At 31.9% G+C, this 13,876-nt stretch carries 12 protein-coding genes; all 12 read left to right on the top strand.

Annotation, left to right across the window (positions count from 1 at the left end):
* The first annotated feature begins 9 nt into the window (after positions 1 to 9).
* The 12 genes from ACWW38_RS07480 (at position 10) to ACWW38_RS07425 (ending at position 13,845) form a co-directional block, all read left to right on the top strand.
* The gene (locus ACWW38_RS07480) at positions 10 to 873 is read left to right on the top strand and encodes a branched-chain amino acid ABC transporter permease (RefSeq protein WP_456260157.1); all 864 of its coding nucleotides are present in this window, start codon (positions 10 to 12) and stop codon (positions 871 to 873) included.
* Complete coding sequence (locus tag ACWW38_RS07475; protein WP_456260156.1) at positions 873 to 1,823, top strand: branched-chain amino acid ABC transporter permease; 951 nt, start codon at positions 873 to 875, stop codon at positions 1,821 to 1,823. Before ACWW38_RS07480 ends, ACWW38_RS07475 begins: the two co-directional genes overlap by 1 nt.
* Before the next feature lie 502 nt (positions 1,824 to 2,325).
* Entirely contained in the window at positions 2,326 to 2,820 is a 495-nt protein-coding gene (gene nuoE, locus ACWW38_RS07470) for an NADH-quinone oxidoreductase subunit NuoE (protein ID WP_456260155.1), read from the top strand.
* Positions 2,821 to 2,834: 14 nt separating this feature from the next.
* Positions 2,835 to 3,242, top strand: coding sequence for a (2Fe-2S) ferredoxin domain-containing protein (locus tag ACWW38_RS07465; protein ID WP_456260154.1), 408 nt, complete (start codon positions 2,835 to 2,837; stop codon positions 3,240 to 3,242).
* Between the two features lie 14 nt (positions 3,243 to 3,256).
* Positions 3,257 to 5,050: an NADH-ubiquinone oxidoreductase-F iron-sulfur binding region domain-containing protein gene (locus tag ACWW38_RS07460; protein ID WP_456260153.1), complete on the top strand. Its 1,794-nt coding sequence runs from the start codon at positions 3,257 to 3,259 to the stop codon at positions 5,048 to 5,050.
* Positions 5,051 to 5,074: 24 nt separating this feature from the next.
* Entirely contained in the window at positions 5,075 to 6,811 is a 1,737-nt protein-coding gene (locus ACWW38_RS07455) for an NADH-dependent [FeFe] hydrogenase, group A6 (protein ID WP_456260152.1), read from the top strand.
* A 229-nt stretch (positions 6,812 to 7,040) separates the two neighbouring features.
* Positions 7,041 to 8,474, top strand: coding sequence for an MFS transporter (locus ACWW38_RS07450; RefSeq protein ID WP_456260151.1), 1,434 nt, complete (start codon positions 7,041 to 7,043; stop codon positions 8,472 to 8,474).
* A gap of 114 nt (positions 8,475 to 8,588) precedes the next feature.
* Positions 8,589 to 9,125, top strand: coding sequence for a DUF1003 domain-containing protein (locus ACWW38_RS07445; RefSeq protein WP_456260150.1), 537 nt, complete (start codon positions 8,589 to 8,591; stop codon positions 9,123 to 9,125).
* Positions 9,126 to 9,332: 207 nt separating this feature from the next.
* Complete coding sequence (locus tag ACWW38_RS07440; protein WP_456260149.1) at positions 9,333 to 10,538, top strand: serine/threonine-protein kinase; 1,206 nt, start codon at positions 9,333 to 9,335, stop codon at positions 10,536 to 10,538.
* Between the two features lie 146 nt (positions 10,539 to 10,684).
* Complete coding sequence (locus ACWW38_RS07435; RefSeq protein WP_456260148.1) at positions 10,685 to 11,836, top strand: SH3 domain-containing protein; 1,152 nt, start codon at positions 10,685 to 10,687, stop codon at positions 11,834 to 11,836.
* Positions 11,837 to 12,221: 385 nt separating this feature from the next.
* Positions 12,222 to 12,881: a VTT domain-containing protein gene (locus ACWW38_RS07430; protein WP_456260147.1), complete on the top strand. Its 660-nt coding sequence runs from the start codon at positions 12,222 to 12,224 to the stop codon at positions 12,879 to 12,881.
* Between the two features lie 97 nt (positions 12,882 to 12,978).
* The gene (locus ACWW38_RS07425; protein WP_456260146.1) at positions 12,979 to 13,845 is read left to right on the top strand and encodes a tRNA 2-thiocytidine biosynthesis TtcA family protein; all 867 of its coding nucleotides are present in this window, start codon (positions 12,979 to 12,981) and stop codon (positions 13,843 to 13,845) included.
* Positions 13,846 to 13,876 lie beyond the last annotated feature (31 nt).

Raw genomic sequence — 13,876 nt, 5'->3', positions numbered from 1 at the left:
GGTGAGAGAATGGGCACAATATTAATTTTAATAGTTTATGGAGTATCACTGGGAATGTTATATTTCTTATTGGCTTCTGGTCTTTCATTAATATTTGGATTAATGAACGTATTAAACTTAGCTCATGGTTCGCTTTTTATGTGGGGAGCGTATATGAGCTTTACAGTATACAAGTATACTAATAGTTTTATACTAGGTTTAATAGTGGGAGCAGTTTTTGTTGGATTGATAGGTGGAGTAGTAGAAAAATACTTAATAAAGCCTTTAAAAGGAAAACACATGTATCAGTTGTTGATGACATTTGGTTTAATTTATATTCTAGATGAAGTTGTTAAGATAATTTGGGGAACAAAGGTAATGGTAGCTCCTAAACCCGATTGGCTTAATGGATCTATAGATTTAGGAAGCAATACCCTACCATATTATAGAATATTTATTATAGTTGCAGGAGTATTAGTCTTCGTAGGTGTTACTTTACTTCTTAAAAAGACTAAGCTTGGTATGATAATAAGAGCTGGTATCGAAAGACCACATATGGTAAGAGCTTTAGGAATAAATGTAGGTATGATATTTACAATAACATTTATGTTAGGTGCAGCTATGGCAGGGTTTGGAGGTGCAGTAGCAGGTCCATTCCTAAGTCTATATCCAGCTATAGGTGTTGAACAAATATTCTATGCTTTAATTGTTGTAGTAATTGGTGGTATCGGTAATTTCTCAGGATCTATTGTGGCTGGACTTCTAGTAGGCATTATTCAATCTATTGTAGGATACTATGTTCCAGAACTATATATGATATCAGCAATAGCAATTATGATTGTAACACTAATTGTTAAACCACAAGGACTTCTATCGAAGGGGGCGAAAGCATAATGAGTAAGAAGAAAGTATCTTTAATTGTTTTAGCGATTTTACTAATAGTATTTCCTTTTGTCATAAGTTCGCCTTTCGTATTATCACTAGCTATTCAAATATGCATATTTGGAATATACGCCTTAAGCTATGATTTATTACTTGGCTATACAGGAATAGTTTCCTTTGGACATGCACTTTTCTTTGGTGGAGGTGCTTATATAACAGCTATATTGATGAAAACCTATAATTTCCCTTTTATAGTATCTTTAATTATAGTGTTGATTATATGTTTATTGATAGGCTTTATAATGGGTGCTTTAACTATCCGTGCAAAGGATACTTATTTTTCAATGTTAACTATGGCACTAGGACAATTTTTCTTTGTAATTGTATTAAAAGCAAGTAAGATTACTGGTGGAGATGATGGATTCCATGGTGTACGTGCTTTAGTTTCAGATAAGAGAGTGTTCTATTATATAATTCTAGTATTGCTTGTGCTCGTTTATCTATTTGCAAAACGACTAATAAGCTCACCTACAGGTAGAGTACTTCAAGCAATTAGAGAAAATGAAGTTAGAGCAGGAATGATTGGATATAATGTATTAAACTATAAATTAGTAGTTATATTAATTTCTGGTGCTATTGCGGGATTTGCTGGATCACTTTATGTTGTTTTCCTAGGATCAGCATACCCAGCTTTAATACACTCAGATATGACTATGAAAGCATTGTTCATGACAGTTCTAGGGGGAATGGGAACATTAACAGGTCCTATTATAGGATCAGTACTTGTAACACTAGCAGAAAACTTCTTAAGTGCAGTTATGCAAAGATGGATGTTAGTGTTTGGTATGATATACGTATTTATAATCCTATTCTTCCCAGGTGGAATAGCTAGAATAGGACAAAGCATTAAAAAGAAGAGAACTATAGTTAAATCTACAAAGGTTAATGACACAAAAGCTTAATGGCAATAGGCTAAATCTAATTAAATTACAAGTTTAACTTTTAAAGGAGACTATTAACTTAGAGTAACAACTCTAAGTTAATAGTCTCCTATTCTTATTCTATTGAGAAAATAATAGAGGGGGTTCCATTGTAAAATAAAAAATCGTTCGACAAATTATGTGCAAATGACTACAAGTCACAAAAAATTGTCCAACAAATATTACATGATTAAAAATATAGATGCAAAGGCTAAAATAAATGAGCTAATATGTAATGAAATCGTTGTGATTGTTATAAATTTCATAATTTAAAACCTATTAGATAACCTAATTTAACTTGATAACAGGTTAAAAATACCAGTAAATAGGGTATGAAATTTGGGTTTTATTCATATGAATGTTAAAAATACTACAATATTACATTAAAAAAGAAATTGTATTATAATTATTAAGGGTTGATATAGAACAAAAAACAATAATTTGAGAAATTCAATTCACATTTTCCGGGGAAGGAGTGATTAAATTGAAAGAAAATCAATGTTGTTGTGGGGGTAATAATACAGATCCCAAACTAGAACAAGTCAAAGAAATAGTTGAAAAACACAAAAAACTCAAGGGAGCTCTAATACCTGTGCTCCATGGAATACAAAAGTTATATGGGTATTTACCGGAAGAAACCTTACACATAGTATCCCAAGAACTAAAAATTTCTATGGCTGAAATCTATGGTGTAGCAACATTCTATTCATTATTTACATTAAAACCAAAGGGAGAACATATAATAAGGGTTTGTATGGGGACAGCCTGTTATGTTAAAGGAGCCCAAGATATTATTGATAAGATATCGTCAGTGCTTGGAATTGGCATTGGTGAGACCACAAAAGATGGAAAATTTACTCTTGAGGCAGCTAGATGCCTTGGAAGTTGCGGCTTAGCACCGGTACTTACAGTGGATGATAAGGTTTATGGAAAAGTAACAGTAGATCATGTAATTAAAATATTGGAAGAGCATAAATAGAGAGGAGGATTTTCATGAGAAATCTTACTTTAGATGACTTGGACAAAATAAAGCAAAAAAACTTAGATAAAGTTAATCAAGAGAAAGATAGAAAAACAACTAGAATAACTGTAGGAATGGGTACTTGTGGAATTGCAGCAGGAGCAGCACAAGTATATGAAATTATTGAAGAAGAAATAAATAAGTTAGGACTTAAGGATATAGTATTAGTTAAGACAGGATGTATTGGTGCATGCAGATTAGAGCCTTTAGTAGAGGTTATAAGACCTGGAGAAGAAAAAGTAACTTATGTTAAAGTAACACCAAGCAAATCCAGAAGGATTGTCCATGAACATGTAATGAATGGACATCTAATAGAAGAATATACAATACACCTTATAGAAAACAGAATTCTCAATGACTTTACAATAATAGATGATTAATTGGGGGGAGCAGAATGGAGTTTTATAATTCTCAGATGCTAATCTGTAGCGGAGAAGGTTGTAATTTATTAGATGCTAAAAAGATTACAGATTTATTTAAATTAGAATTGAAACAAAATGGATTAGATAGAGAGGTTGAAATTATAAAGACTGGTTGTATTGGTCTTTGCAGCTTAGGGCCAATAATAGTAGTTTATCCAGGGGGAACTGTATATGCTAACGTTAAACCAACTGACGTTCACGAACTTGTTCAAGAGCATTTTATTAATGGTAAACCATTAAAACGTCTTCAATACCAATTGAACCCAGGGGACGGAAGAATAAGATCATTAGAGCATATAAACATGTATAAAAAGCAATACAGAATTGTTTTAAGAAATTGCGGTATAATCAATCCGGAAGATATTGATGAATATATAGCTAGAGATGGATATAAGGCATTGGGAAAAGTGCTTACAGAAATGAAGGCTGAAAATGTAATCGATTTAATAACAAAATCTGGATTAAGAGGAAGAGGAGGCGGAGGCTTCCCAACAGGTACTAAATGGAAGTTTGCAGCAGCTCAAAAGAGCGATGAGAAGTATATAATTTGTAATGCAGATGAAGGAGATCCAGGAGCTTTCATGGATCGTTCTGTTTTAGAAGGAGATCCACATTCGGTTCTAGAGGCAATGGCTATTGGTGGATATGCAATAGGTGCTAACAAAGGATTTATATATATAAGAGCTGAATACCCATTAGCAGTTGAAAGACTAAATACAGCAATAGCACAAGCTAAAGAGTATGGGTTATTAGGTGATAATATTTTAGGAACAGGATTTAAATTTGATATAGAAATAAGATTAGGAGCAGGAGCTTTTGTGTGTGGAGAAGAAACTGCCTTAATTCAATCCATAGAAGGAAAAAGAGGAATGCCAGTTACAAAACCTCCATTCCCAGCTGTTAGTGGTCTTTGGGGTAAACCAACAGTAATTAATAATGTTGAAACCTTTGCTAATATATGCCCTATTATACTAAAAGGATCAGAGTGGTTTAGATCAATAGGAACAGAGAAAAGCCCTGGAACAAAGGTATTTGCTCTAGGAGGAAAGATAAGAAATACAGGGCTTGTTGAAATACCCATGGGGACAACTTTAAGACAAGTTATATTTGATATAGGTGGAGGTATTCCAAATAATAAGCAATTTAAAGCAGTACAAACAGGAGGACCTTCAGGAGGATGTATTCCAGCAAGATCTATAAATATCCCAATAGAATATGATACTTTAATAGAGCTTGGATCAATGATGGGATCAGGCGGTATGATCGTAATGGATGAAGATAACTGTATGGTGGACGTAGCTAGATTCTTCCTTGACTTTACAAAGGATGAGTCTTGTGGTAAGTGTACATCCTGCAGAATTGGAACAAAGAGACTTCTTGAAATACTTGAAAAGATAACTAATGGTGAAGGAACCATGGAAGATATAAGTAAATTGGAACGCTTAGCACAACAAGTTAAAAATACTTCTCTTTGTGGACTTGGGCAGACTGCTCCAAACCCAATTTTATCAACTTTAAGATATTTTAAAGATGAGTATATTTCTCATGTAGTTAATAAAAAGTGCCCAGCTAAGGCATGTAAATCACTAGTTAAATATCATATTAAGCCTGACATATGTAAAAGATGCGGTATGTGTGCTAAGAACTGCAGCGTAAGTGCTATATCCGGAAAAATTGGAGAGGCATATAAGATTGATCAAAGTAAATGTATTAAATGCGGATCTTGTAAACAAGTATGCCTATTTAACGCAATAGTTAAAGAATAGTTACTTGAGAGAGAGGTGAAGGACATGGAAAAGATTAATTTAACAGTAGATGGTGTAAAAGTACAAATTGAGAAGGGAACCACAGTTTTAGATGCGGCAAGAACTATTGGAGTGGATATACCTACTTTATGTTTTCTTAAAGATATAAATGAGGTTTCCAGTTGTAGAGCTTGTCTAGTAGAGGTTGGCCCAAAGCTTCTTCCATCTTGTACAGTAGCAGTGGAAGAGGGAATGGTAGTAAGAACTAACACTCCAAAAGTAAGAGAAGCTAGAAAAACTGTAGTAGAGTTGCTATTATCAAATCATAAAAGGGAATGCACAACTTGTATCAGAAACGGAAATTGTGAACTTGAAAAGTTGGCACAGGATTTGGGATTAACAAAGATAGAATATGAAGGAGAAAGAGTTAAGGCACCTATGGATGTTTCTTCTAAATCTCTTATAAGAGATCCTGAAAAGTGTATACTTTGTGAGAGATGTATAAGCGTATGTAGAGACGTCCAAACCGTTGGAGCTATAAATTTTTCAGGAAGAGGTTTTGTAACAAAGGTAGCTGCGGCTTATGAAAGACCGCTAGGTGAAACTATTTGTGTAAATTGTGGGCAGTGTGTTGTAGATTGTCCAACAGGAGCCTTAACTGAAAAGGAAACAATAGATAGAGTTTGGGAAGCACTAGCAGACCCCACTAAGTTTGTAATAGTTCAAACTGCTCCAGCTATAAGGGTTGCTCTTGGAGAAGAGTTTGGACTTCCGATTGGAACGAGAGTTACAGGAAAAATGGCAGCTGCCTTAAGGAGAATTGGTTTTCACAAAGTATTTGATACTAACTTTGCAGCAGACCTTACAATAATGGAAGAGGGAACAGAACTTTTAAAAAGATTAGAAACTGGAAAAAATCTTCCACTTATGACATCCTGCTGTCCAGGCTGGGTAAAATTTATTGAGCATAATTTTCATGATATGCTAGATAATTTATCTACTTGTAAGTCTCCACATGAAATGGAAGGAGCTATGATAAAGAGCTATTTTGCAAAAAGGGAAGGAATAGATCCAGAAAAAATAGTGGTTGTATCCATAATGCCATGTATTGCTAAGAAATTTGAAGAAGATAGAGAAGAATTATCACAAGAAGGAATGAAGGATGTGGATTATGTACTTACAACCAGAGAACTTGCTAGAATGATAAAACAATCTTCTATTGATTTTATAAATCTTAAGGATGAAGAATTTGATAATCCATTTGGAATAGGTTCTGGAGCAGCCACTATATTCGGAGCAACAGGGGGTGTTGCAGAAGCTGCTTTAAGAACAGTATTTGAAGTTGTTTCAGGAAATGAGCTTGAAGAAATAGAATTTAATGCTGTCCGTGGAACTAAAGGGGTTAAAGAAGCTGAAATAACTCTTCCAAATGGAAAGGTAATAAGTACAGTAGTAATAAGTGGACTTGGAAATGCAAGAAGAGTGCTAGATCAAATTAGAAATGGTGAAAAGAAATATGACTTTATAGAAGTTATGGCATGTCCGGGGGGATGTGTAACTGGTGGAGGACAACCGATAACAAGTCCTAAGACAAGGGAAAAAATAAATATAAAAGAAGAAAGAGCAAATGCTATCTATGAAGAAGACAGAGGTCTTCCAATTAGAAAATCTCATAAGAATCCATATATAATTAAAGTGTATGAGGAATTCTTAGGGGAAGCCAACGGACATAAAGCTCATGAATTACTTCATACTGAGTATGTAAAGAGAAATATGTTTTAGTATATAAAAAATAGAGAGATAAAAGATCAGGGTTTAATTTATAGGGGGAATATCAATATATAGAAAGCTATCACTAATTCAAAATTGGTGATAGCTTTTTCGATTAAACTGTTTTTACCATAAAGCTTATTTAATAGTTGATTATGCAACTATTTTATGCTAATGTTTTTCTATCTAGATAGAAATAATAATACATAGAAGCTTTTTTCGAAAGGTTGTGGTAATGGTTATGGAAAAAGTTGATGAAAAAGTATATAAAAATAGGTGGATTATATTATTTAACATTGTTATGATGACATTTATGTCATGCTTAGATAGTAGCATTGTAAATGTGGCTTTACCAGTAATGGCAAATAAACTCGATGTTAGTATGGCATCTATAGAATGGGTTGTAACTAGCTATTTAATAGTTATCTCATCTACGATTTTAATATTTGGCAGATTGGGAGATGTAAAAGGAAAGACCAGAATATTTAAATTTGGAATTATTTTGTTTACTATAGGATCACTAATGTGTGGAATTTCAACATCACTATTCTTCTTAGTAGTAGCAAGAGTACTACAAGCTATTGGAGCAGCGGGTACTATGTCTACTAGCCAAGGCATAATTACTCATGTATTCCCAAGTAATGAGAGAGGAAGAGCCCTTGGAATTTCAGGAACATCTGTAGCTCTTGGTACAATGGTAGGGCCTCCATTAGGAGGATTCATAGTATCAGTTTTAAGTTGGAAATATATATTTTTAATAAATGTGCCTATAGGACTAATTACATTTTTCATGGGGACTAAAATACTTCCAAAACCACAAGAAAATATAAAAGAAAAACTGGATATAAAGGGAGCAATTTTGTTTATAACTGCTATAGTACTTATATTTGGTTCCTTGATACAGGGGCAGAATGTTGGATATAATAACCCTACAATAATATTGGGATTTGTTGTCGGAATATTGGCTATGGTAGTATTCATAGTAATTGAAAAGAGAGTTGAATATCCACTATTGCAGCTTTCAATTTTTGAAAATAAGCTGTTTTCACTTAGTATTTTCTGTGGGTTTATATCATTTGTAGCCATTAGCTGCCCAAACATAATACAACCTTTTTATCTCCAGAAAGTAATGAAATTATCTCCATCAGTTACTGGCATACTTATGATTGCATTTCCAGTAGTTTTGGCTATTGTTGCCCCTGTAAGCGGCTACTTATCAGATAAAATAGGATCAGAGCTGCTTACATTTTTAGGATTGCTATTTACAAGCGCTGGATTATTTCTTATGTCTACGCTGAATCAATATTCAAATTTATGGGTTTTAACCTTTTTTGTAGTTATAATGTCTATAGGGAATGGATTATTTCAATCTCCAAATAATTCGCTTATTATGTCAACAGTTCCAAAGAATAAGCTAGGAATAGCAGGTAGTGTCAATGCTTTAGTTAGAAACCTTGGAATGGTTTTCGGAATTTCTCTTTCCACTACACTGTTGTACAACAGAATGAGCCATAAAATTGGCTATCATGTAGTGAATTATGTTGAAGGTAGAGACGATGTTTTTGTATACGGAATGAGATATGTTTATATTACTGCAGCAGTTATATGTGCTAGCGGAGCATTGCTTACAGCATTAAGATTATATAAAAGTAAGGTATTATCACAAAAACAATAATAACTGTATTTAAGAGTAGTGATTATACTACTGATAGCAGATTCAATAAGAAGGAGTTATAATATAATAAAAACATTTAAAAATGGATTATTATAAAGAGGGAGAAGTGATTATATGGGGCGAAAGTACACTAAAAGAGAACTTATCCAAATTATACTTGGCAGTGAAGAAGATTTTGAGAATGTAGAAGAAGATATTATTCATACCCTTGTTAATGAAATTGTATCTAAAGATGTACATCAGGCACATAAGGATAAGCTAAGCTTCGGAGATAAGATGGCGGATAAAATGGCTGAATTTGCGGGAAGCTGGGTTTTCATAATTTGTTTTGCACTGTCTATTGTATTATGGATAACATTGAATATTTATCTATTAACTAAGCCTTTTGATCCATATCCATTTATACTATTGAATCTAGTTTTATCCTGTGTAGCAGCTATTCAAGCACCTATAATCATGATGAGTCAGAATAGACAAGAAGAAAAAGATAGGATAAGATCTAAAAATGACTATAAAGTAAATCTTAAAGCAGAGCTTATAATTGAAGATTTACATTACAAAATCGATAAGTTACTTCAAAATCAAGAAAATATAAGTAATAGACTAGACGAATTGGAAAAATTAAACAATAAGGAAAAAGATGAAAAATAATAGAGTAGAATTTAATATGAAAAATATAATAGAAAGCTATCACTAATTCAAAATTAGTGATAGCTTTTGCAATTATGGAATAGGATTATAAAGAAGTTTGTTAAAAGTGGTTAAAAAATTTTATATTGCCACCCCTCGAAAATTTTAATTATATACGTATATTTAATAGTTGTATAAGATATAAAAATTTTATGCAAGAGGTGAATTATGCTTAACATTGGAAGTGTTTTAGAAGAAAAATATGAAGTAATTAGAGTTTTGGGAAAAGGAGGTATGGGAACAGTTTATTTATGCAAAAATAGGAGGCTCGGCAACTTTTGGGCTATAAAAGAAATAAAAAAAGACAATGACATAAATATAGATATTTTATCTGAGCCTAATATATTAAAAAAACTAAACCATCATGGCATTCCTAGAATAGTAGACATATTTTATAAAGATAATAACCTTTACATGGTTGAGGACTATATAGAAGGAAAGACATTAAAGCAATATGTAGAGGAAACTGGAACTATAACTACCGAAGATGCGTGTAATATTGTATTAGATATATGCGATATTATAAGTTATTTACACAGTCTTAATCCACCTATTATATACAGAGATTTAAAGCCATCTAACATAATGATAGCCCCAAGTGGAAAGGTGGTATTGATTGATTTTGGTATTTCAAAAATATATAAAGCAGATAAAGTTGTAGATACTATAGCTTTAGGATCTAACGGGTATGCAGCTCCAGAACAGCGTGGTTTAGGGAAATCATGCAGACAAACGGATATATATGGTATTGGGATGGTTATGTATTCTATGGTTGCTGGAAAAACTGTACTTACAGGTACAGGCTTAGAACCATTTATAGAAGAAAGCTATAGTAGTAATGTAGGGGAAGATTTTAAAAGAATAATACAAAAGTGTATTAGAAATGAAATTAATGATAGATATTATTCTGTTGAGGAACTAAGATATGAAATTATAAAATATCTGAAGAACACTAAGGCTGATAATACTGTACTTTTAAATAAAACCAGTATGATAAAAGGTATGAATCCAAAGGAAAAGTCCCCTGTAAAAGAAAAAAAACATAATATAAAGAAAGCTATACCACTGTTTTTAGTAGTTGGAATAGTTATTTTAGCAGCTATATATGTTCCATATAATAGCAATAAAAAAATTAATGATACAAATCTTACAAATAAGCCAAATGTAGACGATGCTATTAAGGTTGATAAAATAGAGGAAAATCCAAAAGTCGTAGAAGAAAAACCAAAAGTAACGGAACAACCTGTAAATAATACTGTCAATAAAGCTATAAATAAGGAAAGCGATAATAAAAGCAATTCAGATAGTAAAGAGACTTATCAGAAACAAAATAAAGGAAAAGCTTATGGTAAAAAGAAAAAGAAGAAAGACTAATAGAGTTAATTATAGTCTTTGTTGGGTTAGTTAGCATATTTTGATTATTGATAGCCACATCCCCCTATTAATATAATTATTATGTCTGATTATATTATTTGAAGCTATTTAAAGATGTGAAAATTACTTAATTTGGGGGAAAAAATATGAAAAAGTTAACTTCAATGATCCTTACTTTGATGGTAACTGCAGCAACTATAACTTTTAATACTAAAACATCAATTGCTGCAGATACTCTGCCCATAACAAGAGGACAGGCTGAGGAAAGAGCACTAAATATGATAAATGTAACCTGGAATTATTCAAAGGATCGTAACAGTAAATTAGATGAATATTATTCATCGCTTGTTACTCAGCCAGATCAGTTGAAAAGCATTACAAATGGAACAGTTCAAGGAATTCCATACAACTGGGGAGGACTAGACAGTATAGACTCACATTCAGATAATACACCTTGGTCAAATTTCTTAAGTGCAGTTAATAACGGTGCATATATAGGAAATGTTAATACAGAAGCAGGATGCGGATATATTCCAGGTACTGCTGGTATTGATTGCTCAGGATTCGTACAAGCTACCTTTAACATTAAGGATTATAAAATTTCAACATCAACAATGTTTGATAAATATTTTACCCAAATAGATTTAAACAATATAAAGCATATGGATATATTGGACAGGCCTGGTGATCATGTAGTGATTTTCGATAAATGGGGGACATTAAATGGAGTCTATGGAGCTTTTACCTATGAATCAACACCAGATGTAATCTATGGAGGAATACAAGGGACTAAGAAATACTTCTTAAGTATGGATGAAATAAATAATGGTTATATACCTGGAAGATATGTTAACATAGTTGAAGATAGTCAAAATCAACTACCAAAACCAGTTGAAGCATGTAATTTTGCAAAGGTTTCTAATGTGAACTTTTATGCTAATCTTAGAATGAGTCCATCAGCAACGTCAAGTATAGTTGGTACAATACCAAAAGATACAATTGTTTATTTAATTGATTATTCTTTAGGATGGTATCAAATAAGTTATAATGGAAAAGTCAGCTGGATTTATGGAAGTTTAATAGCGCCTATTGAAAGTGGTAAATATGTTACTGTAAACTCTGTGTACCAGTTAAATATGAGAAATAATCCATCAATAGCTTCTTCAATAGTTGGATGTATTTCTCGAAATCAATATGGAGAAGTGCTTGATTATTCAAGTGATGGAAAATGGATTAAGATAAAGGTAAATGGTGTTATAGGATGGTCATCTAGAACTTATTTAAGCTATATATATTAATAGAGTTGCATAAGTATTGAATAGGAGAATAGCAAGAACTATTCTCTCTGCTTTTGACAGCATATATTTATCAACAGCCTAATAAATAAACTGCTAGTAAATTGTTATTGCTAACAGTTTATTTTTTTATTAAAGTTAAATATATTGGAAAAATGACGTGCCTTTTTATGCATCATAAAGAAAATTTAAGAAAAAATTAATGTGTATAGTAATTGTATAATAATAAACTAGTGCTACAATGATATTAAAGTTTTAAAAGCTTATGAATATAATCCATGAGGAAGAGAGATTATGAATAATGTAATTAAAATTATAGATAGCTAAAAATTTTAAATTAAAGATAATACCATAGATAAAAGGTATATATACAAGGGAGATTAAAAAAATGTCAGTAGAACTAGGAAAAATATTAAATGTTTTATTGAATCTAGACAAATATCTATTTAATATTGTCAACCATAATGTCACCATTACATATGTAATATTGTTTGTTATTATATTTAGTGAAGCAGGGTTAATTATAACTTCTTTTTTACCAGGAGATTCATTGATTTTTGTTACAGGAACATTGACTTCAATGAAGCTGCTAAATTTACCTCTAATTTTTGTTGTTTTATACGGTGCAGTTATATTAGGAGATACTATAAATTATTATATAGGCAAGTTCTTAGGAAAGAGAATTTTAGGTAAAGAAAGCTCCCGTTTTATAAAAAGAGAACATATTGAGAAAGCTCATATCTTTTATGATAAGCATGGGAAATTGGCTGTTATAATGGGAAGATTCATTCCAGTAGTCCGAAGTTTTATTGCCTTTGTGGCAGGGCTTGGCGCTATGAATTTTTCTAGGCTTATAGGATATGCAGCTATTGGAGGATTATTGCGTGTGCTTGTGTTTTTATTTGCAGGATATTATTTTGGAAGTTTGCAGGTAGTTAGGAATAATCTAGAAGTTGTTATTGTATTAGTAGCAACAATTTCCATGTTACCTGCTATTGTGGGAATCATAAAGCAGAGGGTTAGGCAGCATTTGGAAAATGAAAAATAATTGAATTTTTATCAATTTTGAAATAGAATATATAAGAATGTTAATTACTAAGAGAAAAGAGTAGAAAATACTTTTATAGATAAAAAGAGGTGCTAGTATGGGTAAGCTATCAGGAAGTGGTTGTGAAATATTAATCCCTTCAAGTGAAAAAAAGCCATTAAAAGATATTGAAAGAAGCATAATAAAATCATATAGAAAGCATATATGGACAAAGTTTACTAGAGCAATTAAAGATTATAAATTAGTTGAAGAAGGAGATAGAGTTGCAGTAGCAATATCTGGAGGAAAAGATAGTTTGTTAATGGCAAAGCTATTTCAAGAGCTTCAACGACATGGACAAATTAAATTCGAATTAGAATTTATTGCAATGGATCCAGGTTTTCACGATACTAATAGAAAATTACTTCTTGATAACTGTGAATATTTAAATATTCCAGTAAAAATATTTGAGTCAGGTATTTTTGAAGTGGTTGATCGTATTGCAGGGGATTATCCATGTTATATGTGTGCAAGAATGCGTCGTGGTTCTCTATATTCAAAAGCTCAAGAATTGGGATGTAATAAGTTGTCACTAGGACATCATTTTAATGATGTTATTGAAACTACATTATTAAATGTACTTTATGCTGGTAACTTTAAAACAATGAAACCTAAGCTTAAGTCTACAAATTTTGAAGGTCTAGAACTTATAAGACCACTTTACTATATACATGAAGATGACATTAAAAGATATACATCAAATTCTGGAATTACACCTATGAACTGTGGATGTATAGTAGCAGCACAAAAGACTTCAAGCAAACGTCGTGAGATTAAAGAACTTATTAGAGAATTAAAGAAAAACTTTAAGGATGTTGAAAAGTCAATTTTTCAATCAGCACAAAATGTAAATATAGATTCTATTTTAGGTTGGGAGAAAAAAGGACAAAAATATTCGTTTTTAGATTTTTACGATGAAGAATAATATGGCAAGTACCGCACTAGTAAATTAGTGC

The organism is Clostridium sp. JNZ J1-5 (genome assembly GCF_053901425.1).
This window is presented reverse-complemented; position numbering and strand designations above follow the sequence as displayed.